The sequence below is a fragment of the Marinobacter sp. NP-4(2019) genome (genome assembly GCF_003994855.1).
Taxonomy (GTDB): Bacteria; Pseudomonadota; Gammaproteobacteria; order Pseudomonadales; family Oleiphilaceae; genus Marinobacter.
On sequence record NZ_CP034142.1, the window covers coordinates 3,543,432 to 3,560,192 of the forward strand.

A 16,761-nucleotide genomic window follows, 5' to 3' on the forward strand; every position below is an offset into this window, starting at 1 on the left:
CAATCCAATGGCGCCTCTATACTGGCAGGTAGCGAGTACGTAACATTTGACGACCTACCGATCTACCGACCTGGAGGCATTGGATGCCAGGCATTTTATCCTGGATATCAGGTTTGTTTTCGGACACCCGGCCTGAGCCCCGGCCCCGGTCCCCCGAACCAAGGCTGTTCAATCCGGTAATTGGCGACACCTCCACCACTGAGCAGGATGCCCTTCTGGTGCAAAACCTGGAGGGCCACCTTTTCTGCTGGTTGCTGGACTCACCACCTTCTGCACTCAATACCGGCACAGACGAAATCAATCCGGTACTGAAACAGCTTGAACAACGCCTGCACGACCAGAGCATCGAAGAATTACCGCGTCGGCCGCTGACACTCCCCATGCTGATGCAGGCCCTGTCGGACGAGACATCAGACCGCCACCAGGTGACCGGAATCATACTCAGTGATCCGGCACTCACCGACCAGCTCCTGCAAATTGCCAACAGCCCCTATTTCAGGCCCGGTGACCAAACCATCGAGTCGGTGGACCACGCAGTCTTTGTACTGGGGCTTGATGGCATCCGAAGTGTTATATCAGCCGCAGTTTTACGGCCGATGATGGCGGCGCGCAACAGCCGCGAGGCCCTGTTTGCCCAACGGGTCTGGCGATGGGGGCTGACCTGTGCCCGCGCGGCGGAACTGATCGCCAAAATACAGGGGCAGGACACCAGTGCGCACTTTATGGTGGGCCTCCTGCCGGCCCTGTCCTATATTACATTGCGAAGGGAAATCCACCGTATCTACCTTGCCAACGGCTACAGGCAGGAGCCCGGCCCGGCAGTCATCCGGTATGCCCTGGCGCGTTACCACTGGGCGACCACCCAACTGCTGGCCAATGAGTGGAATCTACCTCCAAAATACCACGCCTACCTGCTTGCAGCTGAACGCCCCGCGCCCGAACAGCAACACACGCCCCTGAACGACGGCATGATCATGGGAACCCGAGAAGCACTTCGTCACGCCCACCAGCGTAATATGGCGGAGGAGAAACTGCTCAGTCTGGTTCGTCTGAATGAGGAGCAGTTTGCATTTGTACGCAAAGCGCTTCTCAGAATGCTGGAAGACTGATACAGACGCCCCGCCTGGCTAAGGTCCCGGGCAGATCAGGCAGGAGGCTTCCCCGGTTCCTCACTCAACAGCTCGGCAAAGGTGACCGACTCATCGGCGGCGGAACGTATTCGCAACCCCTCCGGAATCACCGGAGGCAGGCGATCCACTACCCGATCCTCATCATGGCGGACAGCCTCCAGTACGTTGCCCACAGTGATCAGGTTGAGTGCCCGCCCCGGCACCAATCGGTCTCCCTGACTACCCGCCAGCATCAGGAAGCCCGCCCGGATCAACTTGTCACTCACACCACGGGTAACTTCGCCGGGCACACGCAGCTGATGCTCCAACCACTCCTGCTGGGGTGCCGATTTACCTTCGCTGAAGGGTTTCGCAACCATCCACATCAGCGCCAGAGCCACCTTTTCCTGCAGCTCGGGAGACAATTGAACCTGGCGGCGCTTCGCTACCGACCCCGGATTCTGCAGGTAAAACGACAAACTGGCGCCGAGCAGCAGAATCATCCAGTTGAGATACGTCCAGATCAGCAGAATGATACCTATGGCAAAGCTGGAATAGATCGCCTCGTATTTGGCGGAACCTGCCACAAAAGAGGCAAACAGCATACCCGCAGTCTGCCAGGACACCCCCGCCACCAGGCCGCCGATAAAAGCGTAACGCAGTTTGACCCGGGTGTTGGGGATAAACACATAAACGAAGGTGAAGGCTCCCACCACCAGAAAGAAAGGTGTAAAACGACTGACGGCAATGATCAACGAACCAAAAGGCTCTATTTCGACCAACGTCTGCACGAACTTGGAGGAGAAAATGGTAGCGGTCGCGCCGATGGCGGACACCATCAACAGGGGCCCGACCATGATCACGCTCAGGTAATTGCTGAACCTTTGCGCCATGGATCGCATGTCCGGTACGCGCCAGATCATGTTGAAGGAACGCTCGATTTTCTGGACCAGCGAAATGACCGTATACACCAGCAACGCCAGGCCCACCGAGCCCAGTACCCCGACTTTCATGTTGTCGACAAAGCTCAGGATCTGCTCGGCTATCTGCACCCCCTGCGGTCCCATGGGTTCAAAGAACTGGAACAGGAACGGCTCCATCCGCTGGTGCACCCCCAGAGCCTTGAGTACCGAGAAACTCAACGCCAGCAACGGCACTATACTGAGCAGCGTGGTGTACACCAGACTCATGGAGTGCAGAGTCAGGTTGCCACTGATCACATCGCGGATCAGCGCATACAGGCTGCGCCCGGTTTTATAGAGCCAGGTCCACGGCCAGTGCTGGGGGGGATTGGGATTGGCGAGAATCCAGTTTTCCGCAGCCTGAAGCCGGTCTTTCAGTTGAAAAGAAGCCACTTAACGTCCTGTTGTCTGAATAAAGATCATGACTGGAGATATAGATATACGTCAGCTCCAGTTCAGTATGGCTTAAATTATTCCCACGGTGAATCAAGGGCATGCCGACGACATCTAACCAACAGACTCCAGGTTGTGGGCCGTTATGCCAACAATTCTCTGCCTTGCCTCCCGACTCGCCCAGGCGGAATGCGGGGTCACAATCAGGTTGGGAATGTCATCCGCCAGCAGTGGATTGCCATGGCGCGGAGGCTCTTCTGTCAGCACATCAAAACCGGCCCCGCCAATCGTGCCAGCCCGCAGGGCATCGGCCAACGCCTGCTCGTCTACCAGGCCGCCCCGGCTGGTGTTGATCAGCAGTGCTTCCCTTTTCATCGTCGCCAGTTCCCGGGCGCCGATCATGTTCCGGGTATCGTCCGTCAGCAGGCAATGCAGTGACAGCACATCCACCTGCGGCAGCAACTCGTCCAGGGGTATCCGGGGATAACCGTCCACTTCACCCCGCTCCTGCCCGGGACGTGCGCCCAGCAGAATCTTCATACCAAAGGCCCGGGCACGTTCCGCGACACCCTGCCCGAGATCGCCATAACCAACGATGCCCAGGGTTCGGCCTTCCAGCTCCATAATCGGGTGGTCCATCAGGCAGAACATCGAGCTACGCCCCCAACGCCCGGCCCGTACATCGCGGTTGTAATCCAGCAATCGCGTCGCCAGCGCCAGCATCAATGCCATGGTGTGCTGCGCCACGGTGGAGCGGCCATAGTGGGTGACATTCATCACCCGGATGCCGTGGTCTTTGGCTGCAGCCTGATCAATGTTATTGAGTCCGGTCGCCACCACGGCTATGGTTTTAAGTTCCGGGCAGGCCTCGAAATGTTCGCGGTTGAGCACGACCTTGTTCACGACGACGGTATCGAAGCCACGAATCCGTTCAAGCACCTGTTCAGGAGCCGTCCGTTCATGCTTTACCAGGCCCCCGGTAACGGTTTCAATGGGCGTCAGGTCAACGTCGTTTCCGAGGGTATCAGCATCGAGGAAAACCGCTTTCATTCGTTTCTCCTTAACCAAGAAAAGCACAGATTAGGATAGACTGAGAAAAACCTCCAATTGTAAGGATGGGTAGACGATGGAACACGAATTCTGGCACGAGCGCTGGGCAAAGAAGGAAATAGGCTTTCACGAAGGGACCATCAACAGCTATCTTCACGACCACTGGCCTGAGCTGGCGGGCGAAGGCGCACCCGCGGTGCTCGTTCCGCTCTGTGGCAAGGCCCACGATATGTGGTGGCTGCATGATCGCGGCCATCCGATCATTGGTGTGGAGTTGAGTGACATTGCCTGCAAGGACTTCTTCGAGGAGGCCGGCGAGAAGGCGATGGTTCGACCGGGCGAGCCGTTCACCCGGTTCAAGCACGACAATCTGGAGCTCTGGTGCGGCGATTTTTTCCAGCTGGTCCCGGATGACCTGAAACACATCCGCCTGGTCTACGACCGCGCCGCACTGATCGCCCTGCCCCCGAAAATGCGCAAGGAATATGTCGAGCACCTGACGGCGGTCATCCCTGACGGCACCCGAATTCTGCTGATCACCCTGGACTACGACACCGAGATCAAGGGGCCGCCGTTCAACGTCAGCGACGAGGAGGTTTGGGAGCTGTATTCCGACGACTACGACATCGAACACATCCTGACCAACACGCTGGCCAAGGACCATCCGTTTACCAAGCGCAAGGGGCTGGCTGGGGCTACTGAGAGTGTGTTTCGGCTTGTCAAAAAGTAGCCTTCTGGTATCGGGGATCGGCGGCTACGGGGGGTACCCTTTTTTAAAATGGCCGCTTGAACTCGCTTCGCTCAGACAGGCGGTCATTTGAAAAAGGGTACCCCCCATATCCGCCTCGTTTTACTGATTACGTTTACCCGGTGTTACTGACTATTTATAACTGTGTTAACAAGGAGCTGCCCCCAACACTTGCAGCAACTCCAACCCCCATCTTTTTTTCTTCTTCCGGTCTACCTCTTGAGTTCGTGGGAGTGTGGGGGAGGCCTTTTTTTCAAAACACCGCCTGTCTGAGCGAAGCGAGTTCAAGCGGAGTTTTGAAAAAAAGGCCTCCCCCATGCTCCCACCCCCCCAAACCCAAAACAAAAACCAAAAGCAACACAAATTAATGAACCGAAACCTTAAATAGGCTGTCCAAGTTTCGGAGCGTGAACTAAGCTCAAGGTAACCAAACCGAAATCGGCCGCGAACCGTAGATCGGTTTGTAGTATCCATTTCTTCCACTAATAACCAGACACACCGCCCAGTTTGGCGGAGCCAACTGCAACGGGGACATTGCGTGAACTGAAAGCTGAAGAACAGCGAGCGAGGGGCCATATATGACTATACTGCAGCACTTCAAAGACCGGTATGAAGCAACTCAGGAGGAGGAATACTCCCTTGAGGAATACCTGGAGATCTGCAAAAAGGACCCAACGGCATACGCCACTGCCGCGGAGAGGATGTTACTGGCCATTGGCGAGCCAGAGCTAGTCGACACGTCCCGTGACTCCCGGCTGTCACGCATTTTTTCCAACAAGGTTATCAAACGTTACCCCGAATTCTCCGACTTCTACGGTATGGAAGATGCCGTGGAGAACATTGTGTCCTTCTTCCGGCATGCCGCTCAGGGGCTGGAGGAGAAGAAACAGATTCTCTATCTGCTGGGTCCGGTCGGTGGCGGTAAATCTTCACTGGCGGAGAAGCTCAAGTTTCTGATGCAGAAAGTGCCCTTCTATGCCATCAAGGGCTCGCCGGTAAACGAATCCCCACTGGGCTTGTTTGATCCCGATGAAGATGGACCGATTCTGGAGGAAGAGTACGGCATTCCCCTGCGGTACCTGCAAAACATCATGTCACCGTGGGCTGTGAAGCGCCTGCACGAATACGGCGGTGATATCAGCCAGTTCAAGGTGGTGAAGAAATACCCGTCGGTGCTTGACCAGATTGGTGTTTCCAAGACAGAGCCCGGTGACGACAACAACCAGGATATTTCCGCGCTGGTGGGCAAGGTGAATATCCGCATGCTGGAGGATTACTCCCAGGACGATCCGGACGCCTACAGCTTCAGTGGCGGCCTGTGCCGGGCCAACCAGGGGCTGCTGGAGTTTGTGGAGATGTTCAAGGCGCCCATCAAGGTACTTCACCCCCTGCTGACGGCCACTCAGGAAGGCAACTACAACACCACCGAGGGTATGGGGTCAGTGCCATTTGACGGCATTATCCTGGCCCACTCCAACGAATCCGAATGGCAGACCTTCCGCAATAACAAACACAATGAGGCGTTCCTTGACCGGGTTTACATCGTCAAAGTGCCCTATTGCGTGCGGGTAACGGAAGAGATCGAGATCTACAAGAAACTGCTCAAGAACAGCTCACTCGCCGGTGCCCCCTGCGCCCCGGATACTCTGGACATGCTAGCCCAGTTCTCGGTGCTGTCGCGGATCAAGGAGCCGGAAAACTCCAGCATCTTCTCCAAGATGCGAGTTTACGACGGCCAGAACATCAAGGACACCGACCCGAAAGCGAAATCCATCCAGGAATACCGGGATTCCGCAGGGGTCAACGAAGGCATGGATGGTCTGTCCACCCGCTTTGCCTTCAAGATTTTGTCCAAGGTGTTCAACTTTGACACCACGGAAGTGGCGGCCAACCCGGTCCACCTGTTGTATGTCCTGGAGAAACAGATTGAGCAGGAGCAGTTCCAGTCGGAAATCCAGGAGCGTTATCTGCGCTTCATCAAGGAATTCCTGGCCCCGCACTATGTTCAGTTCATCGGCAAGGAAATTCAGACCGCGTATCTGGAAAGCTACAGCGAATACGGTCAGAACCTGTTCGATCGCTATGTAACCTATGCCGACTTCTGGATTCAGGACCAGGAATACCGGGATCCGGAAACTGGCGAAATTCTCGACCGCTCTGCCATCAACGACGAGCTGGAGAAAATCGAGAAACCGGCCGGTATCAGCAACCCGAAGGACTTCCGCAACGAGGTGGTCAACTTCGTATTGCGGGCACGGGCAAACAATCAGGGCCGCAACCCTTCCTGGCTCAGCTATGAGAAGCTGCGTAGCGTGATTGAGAAGAAGATGTTCTCCAATACCGAGGATCTCCTGCCGGTTATTTCGTTCAACCCGAAAGCCAGCCAGGAAGATCAGAAGAAGCACAAGCAGTTCGTCGAGCGTATGGTCGATCGAGGCTACACGGAGAAACAGGTACGGCTACTGGCCGAATGGTATCTGCGCGTCCGTAAGTCTCACTAATTCAGTGAACGTTCACTGAACTGGAGTAAAACTATGGGTATGACCCACATAGTCGACCGCCGCCTGAACGGTAAAAACAAGAGCGCAGTGAACCGGGAACGGTTTCTGCGTCGCTACCGGCACCACATCAAAAAAGCGGTGGCCGATGCGGTACAGCGCCGCTCCATTACGGACATTGAGCGCGGCGAAAAAGTCAGCATTCCCTCCCGGGATATTGAAGAGCCTATTTTCCACCACGGCCAGGGTGGCAAACGGGAGATTGTTCACCCCGGCAACAAGGAGTTCGTTGCCGGCGACACCCTGCCCAAGCCGCAGGGTGGCGGACAGGGCCAGGGTGGCGGGCAGGCCAGCCCCGATGGCGAGGGGATGGACGAGTTCGCCTTCCAGATCACCCAGGAGGAGTTCCTGGATTTCCTGTTTGACGACCTGGAGCTGCCCAACCTCGCCCGCAAGAAGCTCAAAGACACCGAGGCATTCAAGTATGTCCGCTCGGGCTTTACCACCCAGGGCATACCCGCCAAGCTGGATGTGGTGCGCTCCCTGCGGGGTGCGCATGCCCGTCGCCTCGGTTTGGGCGGTGCCCGCAAGAAGAAAATTCGTGACCTGGAAGAACAGCTCGCCGCCTTGAAGGCCGCCCCGGACGATCTGGATGCGGCATTCAGCCACGATGATCAGATTCAGGCGCTTGAGGAGGAAATTGCGCGACTCAAAGCCAATGTAAGGCGCATTCCCTTCATTGATGAGATCGACCTGCGCTACCGGCAACACGTCAAGCAACCCAAGCCGGCCACCAGTGCGGTCATGTTTTGCCTGATGGATGTGTCCGGCTCGATGACCCAGATGCACAAGGACATCGCCAAGCGTTTCTTCATTCTCCTGTACCTGTTTCTCAAGAAGAACTACAAGAAAATTGAAGTGGTCTTCATACGCCATCACACCAGTGCCAAGGAGGTGGATGAAGAGGAATTCTTCTACTCCCGGGAAACCGGTGGCACCATTGTGTCCAGTGCACTGAAGCTGATGCACAAAATTATCGAATCCCGCTATTCTCCGAGTGAGTGGAACATTTACGCCGCGCAGGCGTCGGACGGGGATAACTGGAACGACGACTCGCCCGTGTGCAGCAAGATCCTGTCGCAAAGCCTGCTGCCGCTGGTGCAATACTTTGCCTATGTGGAAATTACTCCGCAGGACCACCAGATGCTCTGGTACGAGTACGAGAAAATCCAGGAGAAGTTCCCCCAGAGTTTTGCGCTGCAACAAATCGCTGATCCCGGCGAGATCTATCCGGTGTTCCGCCAGCTGTTCGAGAGGAAAGCCGCATGAGTGACATCATCGACCGCCCGAACATCCCGGACAATGAGGAGCCGAAGGCCAGGGAACCGATCTCCAACAGCTCAGAATGGACCTTCGATCTGATCCGGCAATACAATGAGGAAATCGCCATATGCGCTGAAGAATTCGGCCTGGACACCTACCCCAACCAGATTGAAGTGATCAGCGCCGAACAGATGATGGACGCATACAGTTCCGTGGGCATGCCCGTGGGCTATCATCACTGGTCTTTCGGCAAACAGTTCCTGAGCACGTCCAAGAGTTACCAGCGCGGCCAGATGGGACTGGCCTACGAGATTGTGATCAATTCCAACCCCTGCATCGCCTATCTGATGGAGGAAAACACCCTGCCCATGCAGGCACTGGTGATTGCCCACGCCTCCTATGGACATAACTCCTTTTTCAAGGGCAATTACCTGTTCCGCACCTGGACCGACGCCAGCGCGATTATCGATTACCTGGTGTTTGCCCGTCATTATGTCGCCGAGTGCGAAGAGCGCTATGGACTGGATGCTGTGGAGGAGATCCTCGACTCCTGCCATGCACTGATGAATTATGGCGTCGATCGTTATAAACGGCCGGCGCCGATCTCGGCCGCAGAAGAGGCAAGACGACAGAAGGAACGGGAGGAGTACCAGCAGCGCCGTATCAATGACCTGTGGCGCACCATTCCCAAAATGGACGATGACGACGACCCGGTCCGGCGAAAAAAGCGCTTCCCGGAGGATCCGCAGGAAAACATTCTCTATTTCATCGAGAAAAACGCGCCCCTGCTGGAAACCTGGCAACGGGAAATCATTCGCATTGTGCGCAAGCTGGCCCAGTACTTCTATCCCCAGCGCCAGACCCAGGTGATGAACGAAGGCTGGGCGTCTTTCTGGCATTACACGCTGCTGCACCGCCTGTATGAAAAAGGCCTGGTCAATGACGGCTTCATGCTGGAGTTCCTGCAAAGCCATACGGCGGTGGTCTATCAGCCACCCTTTGACAGCCCGTGGTATTCAGGCATCAATCCCTACACCCTGGGATTCTCCATCTATTCGGACCTGAGACGAATCTGTGAAAATCCCACCGAGGAAGACCGTCAGTGGTTCCCGGATATCGCCGGCAGCGACTGGGTCGAAACCTTGCACTTCGCCATGAAGAACTTCAAGGACGAAAGCTTCATCCAGCAGTTCCTGTCACCGAAGGTCATGCGGGACCTCAAACTGTTCGCGATCCAGAACGACGATCAGGAAGACGTGTACCGCATCACCGCCATTCATGACGAGACCGGTTACCGCGCCCTCAGGGAAAAGCTGGCACGCCAGTACAACCTCAGTTACCGGGAACCGAACATCCAGGTATGGAACGTGGACGTCAGGGGCGATCGTTCACTGACACTGCGGCATATCCCGGTCGACCGGGTTCCGCTCGGCAAGGAAACCGAGGAAGTGCTGAGGCATACCCATCGCCTGTGGGGATTTGATGTTCACCTGGAAAGTGTCGACGAAGGTACGGTGGTGGAGGACTATCACTGCCCGCCGAGGGATCAGGACGAAGACGACTGACTGATCAGGAATTGCATGAGATCCACCAGCCAGGGCACCAGCAACGCGGTGGCAAAGGCGGATAATGCCATCGCCAGCCCCGAGAAAGCGCCCATCTGCGGGCTGACCTGAAAGGCCCGTGCCGTTCCGATGCCATGGGCAGCAACCCCCATGGCAATCCCCTTGGCGGTATCGTCTGTCACCCGAAGCCATTCAAACAGTTTGGTCCCAAGCACCGCCCCGGTGATACCGGTGATCACCACCAACACCGCAGTCAGGGACGGCAGACCGCCGATTTTTTCAGAAATGCCCATGGCCACCGGAGCCGTCGCCGATTTGGGAGCCAGGGACATCTGTATCTCAGTGGATCCCCCAAGGAGCCAGGCCAGGCCAATGGAACTGCCAGCCGCAATCGTTACGCCGCACACCAGTGAAATAGTCACCGGCAACCATAACTGTCGCAGTCTGGAAAACTGCTGGTATAGCGGTACGGCAAGGGCGACGGTGGCCGGTCCCAGCAAAAAGTGTACGAACTGCCCACCCTCAAAATAATCATCATAGGAAGTCCCCGTCAGCACCAGCACCCCGATCAGCATTCCGACCGAGGTGACTACGGGGTTCGCCAGCGGGTTGGACCGTGTCCGCAGGTACAGGCGGTAGGCAAGACCGTAGGCCACCAGGGTCATGGTCAGGCCCAGCAACGGCGATGCTGAAAGATAAACCCAGATATCCTTGAGACCAGGATCAGTCACCGTCCGGCTCCTTACCCTGATGCGACCCGACCAGCCAGCGGGTGGTCAACTGCATGATCAAGGCGGTAGCGACCATGGTGACGATGGTGCTCAGTAACAGGGCCAGGGTGATCGGGACCCATTCTTCAGCTATCCGGTCGAAATGCACCATCATGCCCACGCCTGCCGGAACGAACAGCAGCGACAGGTGACTCAGCAGTGCTGAGGACGCCTGGTCAACCGACTCCGGTGCCTGCCCCCTGATAAGCAGAGTCACGAATAGCATGACCATGCCCAGTACCGGGCCGGGAATCGGCACGTCAAGCAAGCGGACCGTGACTTCCCCCACCAACTGGTACACCAGCAACAACGTAATGCCATTGAGAAAATTCATGCCTGCCACTCCGGATTTCCGACCGAGCCTGAAACCAGAGCATAACCATTACGGTGACGGCTGAACACCCAACAACAGTCGGAAGCCGGTGTCCCATCCAACCGGGATATACGTCACGACGAGCAACGCGGTACCCATCACCAGGACTGGAAAAATAAAGCGAAAGTTCCGCTGCCAGAAGGTGCCATGCAAACTCTCCCAAGCCGTTGGCAGACCGACCACCTGCCGGGTCAGCAGGTGATTGAGGGCGACTGGCGGCGTCAGGTAGCCCATTTCGAACGCCAGTACGGTCATTACCCAGAAATGCAGGGGGTCAATACCATTCTTCAGGGCAATCGGCGCCAGGGTGGCGTTCACCAGTAACACCGCACCGTAGGGGTCCATAATCATGCCGATAAACACCAGCAGACCCATCAGCAGGGTCAGGGTCAGCCAGACCGAGCCCAATTGCTCCGGGAACAGTTCCAACAGACCCGAACGTTCGATCAGACCGCCAACACTCACTGACAGCGCCATCAGCATCAGCAGGGCACCGATCAGGGCACAGGACTCCCGGGTGGCCCGCATCACCGATTGCGAGAATCCACTGGGAGGAATGACATTGGCTCGAGGAGCTGAGTCTTCCGCATCCGGATCCCCGGCCTTCAGCACCAGTCGCTCATAACCGAGGACCAGCAGCAGAATCACTGGCAGGATAGCGGGGGCCGAGAACTCATCCAGCCCCCGACCCAGCAGAACATTCCACAGCACCACCACGGCCGCAAAAATCGCAATGTACGGCAGTAACGGTACCAGCGCCCGCAGGGTGCCCGGAACGGCATCCCGCAGTGGCGCGATACGGCCGGTGGATGCACCTCCCATCAGGTATACGTAGACTGCATAGACCGAGGCGGTCAGTAACAGGACGCGGGCACCGGCGCTGAACAATTCGTCCGTGGTCACGCTGTTGTTCAGAGTAGCGACGATCACCACTAACAGGCAGGGGCGAAGCATGGTCCCCATGGAACCGGATATGGCCGTGGTTGCCAACGCCAGCTGTTCGGAGGTGCCGGCCCGCCGCAACTCACGGTACAGCGTCAGACCCGCGGCGAGGATGAAGATACCGGAAGCACCACTGTAGGCGGTAGGCAGCGCCGTCAGCAGTAGCACCACGACACCCAGCCATTTGGGCGGCAACTGCCAGGGGCGGATAAGATCAAACACCTTGCGGGGCAAGTGGGTTCTGGCCAGTAACATACCGACCCAGACATAAAGTCCCAGATTCAGGAACAGCGCCGACAACTCCGCCATCATGTTCAGGTAAACCGCGATGCCATGGTAGAAACCGTGAAACGCAAACTGCACGGTGGCACTGATGCACATGAAACTGTACAGCGGCACGCTCAGCAGCGAACGGGGCCAGCTACCCCCGGATGACAGATCTGCCCTCGGCTGCCTCAGTTGCCATAAAGAGATCAACGTCAGTGCGCCAAACCCCGCCACCCAGATATCGTGCATGAAGAGGTGAGCCAGCGGCATACCGGCGTCTGCCTGAGCCAGTTCCTGTTGGCGATAGAGCCAGGCGGAGGCCGTTAACAGGCTGTTTGCGATCAGCTGCGCAAGGGTGGCCACCTGGTCGTCCCGCCGGGATTCGACCGGACGCAAGGCAATATGCTGGCGGCCAAGGGTCGCCGCAGCCGCGCAGAACAGCAACATGAATCCCAGCAGGACACGACGGTTACCGGTGATCAGGACCACCGCCCGGGACAGGCCCGTCTCCATCAACGCGAAAGCCCGCACACCGGGTCCATCCAGGGATTGCAGGCGCTCCCATTCGGCAAGCCGCTGCTTGCAGGCATCCGAGGTCGCCATGATCGACGAGCGAATGTCCTTGCGGTTCAGATTGCCACCAAAGACATCGGCAAACGGATCCGCGGCCATTTCCGCTTTTTTCGCCGCCACCGCCAACTCCACGGCGGCTTCAGGGTCCGCCACCACCTGGCAGTCCGGCGCCCGAATCTGATCAATCACTCGCAGGTTGAAGTAATCCGGCCAGGTCTCGCCGCCAATTTCCAGCAAACGGGAATGCAGCGTCTCCCCTACCGAAGCCAGCAGAGTGAGCACCAGAATAACCAGCATTGGCAGGCTGGCGAGGGTGACGGACAGGGTACGGCCCCGGCTGGCCGCCAGGGTTTGGGCATCGGCGGTCATCGGTTACTCCACCGGGTCAGCGCATTCCTCCCGGGCGCCATTTGCCCGGCAGCGGATCTTGCGCTGCAGGGTCAGCATGTCCCCGCTGTAGTAGCCCTTGTCACGCAACTCCACCCGTGCCTGCTGCATCATCCGATCGTATTCCAGGCGGTCCTCGGCGGGGATCTCAATCCACCACTTATCCGGTACTTTTTCTTCTTCCATGCGTACCCGGCTGATGATCTCATCGAACCCCTGATAGAACGCCTCCCGGACGAACTGCGCCAGCTCGTTCGGCACCACCTCCGACCGACCAATCAACTGTGCGGTGATGTGGGTCAACGGAAGATCGACGATACCGCCATCCGGTTCCAGCCCCTTGTAGAGTTCCATCACTTCATAGGCAGCCAGCGGTGCCGCCAGTACATCCACGACGCCGGTATTGAACATGTTCGGAGCGTTAACGATGTCCGCTACCACCGGGGTTGCACCGATACCGGAGATCATTTCCGCCTGGACCGGATCGTAGTCCAACACCGCCACCCGCTTACCCGCCGCCTTGGCCAGTGTGTTGATTTCACGATCATCCACAAACACATGGGCAGCTCCGGCCGGTGCGATCCCCATCACCACATAGCCGTTGCTGACCATACGGTCGGCACTGCGGGAATCGGCCATCAGTTTCAGCGCCAGACGCATCTGTTCCCTTTCCGGAAATCCGCCAATGGAATCCAGGGTACCGGTGTAGCGGTTGAACAACCGCGCCCTCAGCCCACTCATCAGAGCGGCATCACAGGTGGCGGATTTGAGCTCCTCCACCATGACTGCCTCACTGGTGTAGGGCACCATTTCAACATTGACACCAAACTCAAGAATCTTTTTGCGTTGCTCCTGAGCTGCTGCAAAGACGGGGCCGGACCGACCAAAAATGTCCCAGATACACACCCGATAAACACGATCCGGATCCGGTTCCAGCCCGGTCAGGTCCTGGAAGGCAGCGACACGCTCCTGCAGAGGAAGCGACTGGTTATAAATCGTGGCTCGCAACTGGTCGTCATCGGACCAGACAGCGGTGGACAGGAAAAACAGGAGGCAGGTGGCCATCGCCCGCAGGAATAGTGCGGAATTAAGGGTGCTATAAAACGTCATTGTTATTGTCCTGGGCTCCGGAGCGAAGCCTCAGGGTACCAGTGAACAGCAACGGCCCCTCTGTCCCTCGTGGCAGGGGGGCCATGGCAATAGTGTCAATAACACTCTCAGGTGGCCGTTGCCTTAACGGACGACTGCGGAATAATACTGCGACCATACATGGCCAGGACAAAGCCGATCGGGAACATCAACACCCCGTACACCGCTGCCGGAATGGACATGGCGCTGGATTCAAGCAGCGTCAGGGTTACCATCAGGGCGATGGTGCCATTCTTGATGCCCAGTTCCACGGCTACTGCCAGGGATTCTCTCTGGGTGAGCCCCGCGCCGCGCCCAACCAGCAGCCCCAGGGTGATACCGGCAATGTTCAGCAGGAAAGTAGCCGGGCCCGCCTGTTTCAGCAAGTCCCAGATCTGGTCACGTACCCCGTAAATCAGCCCGACAATCAGTACCGCCAGCACAATACCGCCGAAGATGCTGACCATACCTTCAGCTTTCTTTGCCATGACCGGGTTCCGGGTCCGAACGACCATGCCAATGGCTACCGGAAATAACACAATGCCAATCAGCATCCCGACCGTCTTCCAGACCGGCAACACGACGGTTTCCTGGGTTCCCATATAAAAATCCAGTGCCAGGTTGGTGAACAGCGGCAAGGTCAGGATTGTGATCAGGCTGGCACTAACCGTGAGAACAATGGACAGCGCAATGTTTCCCCGCGCCAGCAAGACAAACAGGTTGGAGGTCGTTCCCCCTGGGCAGGCGGCAATAATCACCAGCCCCACCGCAATGGTGGGCGGAACGGCCAACAGGGTTGCCAGGACAAAGGCCACCAGTGGCATCACCAGAATTTGTGCCACGGTACCAACGATCATTCCCTTCGGATAGACCGCAACCTGACGGAAATCACGAACCGTGAGCGTCATACCGATACCGATCATGATAATAAAGAGGGCGATCGGTAACCCCGCCGAAATCAGTGGACTGGACTCCACGTTGCCTCCAGATTGTTGTTTTTATGAAATTAGTCGGCTAACGAAGGTAGCACAAGCCGATCCTCCCCGTGACAGGGATTTCGCAACAACATGTAACGAATGCCCCTCTCAACACAGTTCGTCACAGGGAACCATTGCCCCGGTTATTCGTGTGATTGATCCGTAATGTTGCGTATACTTTCGCAAAATAACTAATAATCCGTGCGGGCTGACACTTGGTAGCCGAAGCACAACAAGGACATAAGGACGAGACACGAATGAAACGCCTGGGAACCCTGGATGCCTCATGGCTGGCGGTTGAATCTGAAGATACCCCCATGCACGTTGGGACACTGCAGATCTTTTCTTTACCGGAAGGAGCTCCGGACACTTTTCTTCGGGATATGGTCAACCGGATGAAGGAAACCGGTGATGTGGCGCCGCCCTGGTGCTCAAAACTGGCCTATTCCGGTTTGTTGGGACGACTGGTCGCTCCAGCCTGGAAAGTCGACAAAGACATCGACCTGGATTATCACGTACGCCACTCCGCCCTGCCCAAACCCGGCGGCGAGCGCGAACTGGGCATCCTGGTATCACGCCTGCATTCCAACCCGCTGGATTTTTCCCGTCCGCTCTGGGAATGTCACGTGATTGAGGGTTTGGAGAACAACCGTTTTGGCCTCTATACCAAGATGCATCACTCTATGATCGATGGCATTAGCGGCGTACGCCTGATGCAGAGAGTGCTGACCACCGACCCTGAAAAAACCAACATGCTGCCGCCGTGGTCGGTCAGACCGGAGCGCCGCCGGGGCAGCAAAACCGACAAGGAAGCCACGATTCCCGCTGCGGTTTCCCAGGCGATGGATGCCCTGAAGCTGCAAGCGGATATGGCTCCGCGGTTGTGGCAGGCGATGAACCGGTTGGTGCATTCCGCCCGTCATCCGGAAGATGGACTGACAGCGCCGTTTACCGGCCCGGTATCCATCCTTAACCACCGGGTCACCGCCCAGCGTCGGTTTGCCACCCAGCACTACCAGCTTGACCGGCTCAAGGAACTGGCACGGGTATCCGGAGGGTCGCTAAACGACATCGTGTTGTACCTCTGCGGTACCGCCCTACGCCGGTTCCTGCTGGAACAGGACAGCCTGCCGGACACCCCGCTCACGGCGGGAATTCCGGTCAATATCCGCCCCGCGGATGACCAGGGCACCGGAACCCAGATCAGCTTCATGATCGCCTCGCTGGCAACGGACACCGCCGAGCCTCTGGCGCGCCTGCAGGACATCAAACAGTCCACCCGGCGTGCCAAGGAACACCTGCAGAAACTGCCCAAAAGCGCCCTGACCCAGTACACCATGCTGCTGATGTCGCCCTACATCCTGCAATTGATGTCCGGCATGGGGGGAAGGATGCGCCCGGTATTCAACGTCACGATCTCCAATGTTCCGGGACCTCAGCGCACACTCTATTACGAAGGAGCAAAACTGGAGGCCATGTACCCGGTCTCCCTCATTGCCCATGGAGGTGCACTCAACATTACTTGCCTGAGTTATGCGGGGTCACTGAACTTCGGCTTTACGGGGTGTCGCGATACGTTGCCAAGCATGCAGAAACTTGCGGTGTATACCGGTGAGGCGCTGGACGAACTGGAGAGCCTGATTCTGCCACCGAAACCTGAAACAAAAAAACGGACACTCCGCAAAAAGGCCTGATA

General features: G+C 57.2%; 13 protein-coding genes. 6 read left to right on the top strand and 7 right to left on the bottom strand.

The window, feature by feature from the left end; translation table 11 throughout:
• The first annotated feature begins 83 nt into the window (after window positions 1–83).
• Entirely contained in the window at window positions 84–1,109 is a 1,026-nt protein-coding gene (locus EHN06_RS16175; protein ID WP_127333556.1) for an HDOD domain-containing protein, read from the top strand.
• A 35-nt stretch (window positions 1,110–1,144) separates the two neighbouring features.
• Here EHN06_RS16175 and EHN06_RS16180 read toward each other — a convergent pair whose 3' ends face one another.
• Together EHN06_RS16180 and EHN06_RS16185 are read right to left on the bottom strand one after the other, a co-directional pair.
• Window positions 1,145–2,464, bottom strand: a complete 1,320-nt coding sequence (locus tag EHN06_RS16180) for a YihY/virulence factor BrkB family protein (RefSeq protein ID WP_127333557.1) — start codon at window positions 2,462–2,464, stop codon at window positions 1,145–1,147.
• A 114-nt stretch (window positions 2,465–2,578) separates the two neighbouring features.
• Complete coding sequence (locus tag EHN06_RS16185; protein WP_127333558.1) at window positions 2,579–3,514, bottom strand: D-2-hydroxyacid dehydrogenase; 936 nt, start codon at window positions 3,512–3,514, stop codon at window positions 2,579–2,581.
• 76 nt (window positions 3,515–3,590) lie between these two features.
• Here EHN06_RS16185 and tmpT point away from each other — a divergent pair, with 76 nt between their 5' ends.
• From tmpT to EHN06_RS16205, 4 genes are all read left to right on the top strand, one after another.
• The gene (gene tmpT / locus EHN06_RS16190; protein WP_127333559.1) at window positions 3,591–4,244 is read left to right on the top strand and encodes a thiopurine S-methyltransferase; all 654 of its coding nucleotides are present in this window, start codon (window positions 3,591–3,593) and stop codon (window positions 4,242–4,244) included.
• A gap of 596 nt (window positions 4,245–4,840) precedes the next feature.
• Window positions 4,841–6,763, top strand: coding sequence for a PrkA family serine protein kinase (locus tag EHN06_RS16195; RefSeq protein ID WP_127333560.1), 1,923 nt, complete (start codon window positions 4,841–4,843; stop codon window positions 6,761–6,763).
• A 39-nt stretch (window positions 6,764–6,802) separates the two neighbouring features.
• Entirely contained in the window at window positions 6,803–8,089 is a 1,287-nt protein-coding gene (locus EHN06_RS16200; RefSeq protein WP_206075801.1) for a YeaH/YhbH family protein, read from the top strand.
• Entirely contained in the window at window positions 8,086–9,648 is a 1,563-nt protein-coding gene (locus tag EHN06_RS16205; protein ID WP_127333562.1) for a SpoVR family protein, read from the top strand. The genes EHN06_RS16200 and EHN06_RS16205 overlap by 4 nt, the downstream gene beginning before the upstream one ends.
• Here the strand turns inward: EHN06_RS16205 and EHN06_RS16210 are convergent.
• From EHN06_RS16210 to EHN06_RS16230, 5 genes are all read right to left on the bottom strand, one after another.
• Window positions 9,630–10,379: an LrgB family protein gene (locus EHN06_RS16210; RefSeq protein ID WP_127333563.1), complete on the bottom strand. Its 750-nt coding sequence runs from the start codon at window positions 10,377–10,379 to the stop codon at window positions 9,630–9,632. The two genes, EHN06_RS16205 and EHN06_RS16210, sit on opposite strands and share 19 nt — an antisense overlap.
• Window positions 10,372–10,752, bottom strand: coding sequence for a CidA/LrgA family protein (locus tag EHN06_RS16215; RefSeq protein WP_127333564.1), 381 nt, complete (start codon window positions 10,750–10,752; stop codon window positions 10,372–10,374). Before EHN06_RS16215 ends, EHN06_RS16210 begins: the two co-directional genes overlap by 8 nt.
• Before the next feature lie 48 nt (window positions 10,753–10,800).
• The gene (locus EHN06_RS16220) at window positions 10,801–12,942 is read right to left on the bottom strand and encodes a TRAP transporter large permease subunit (RefSeq protein WP_127333565.1); all 2,142 of its coding nucleotides are present in this window, start codon (window positions 12,940–12,942) and stop codon (window positions 10,801–10,803) included.
• A gap of 3 nt (window positions 12,943–12,945) precedes the next feature.
• Window positions 12,946–14,070 (bottom strand): putative solute-binding protein, encoded by a 1,125-nt coding sequence (locus EHN06_RS16225; RefSeq protein WP_127333566.1) that lies wholly within the window; start codon window positions 14,068–14,070, stop codon window positions 12,946–12,948.
• Between the two features lie 107 nt (window positions 14,071–14,177).
• Complete coding sequence (locus EHN06_RS16230; RefSeq protein ID WP_127333567.1) at window positions 14,178–15,065, bottom strand: bile acid:sodium symporter family protein; 888 nt, start codon at window positions 15,063–15,065, stop codon at window positions 14,178–14,180.
• A 257-nt stretch (window positions 15,066–15,322) separates the two neighbouring features.
• Between EHN06_RS16230 and EHN06_RS16235 the strand changes: the two genes are divergently transcribed.
• The gene (locus EHN06_RS16235; protein WP_127333568.1) at window positions 15,323–16,759 is read left to right on the top strand and encodes a WS/DGAT/MGAT family O-acyltransferase; all 1,437 of its coding nucleotides are present in this window, start codon (window positions 15,323–15,325) and stop codon (window positions 16,757–16,759) included.
• Window positions 16,760–16,761: the final 2 nt, after the last annotated feature.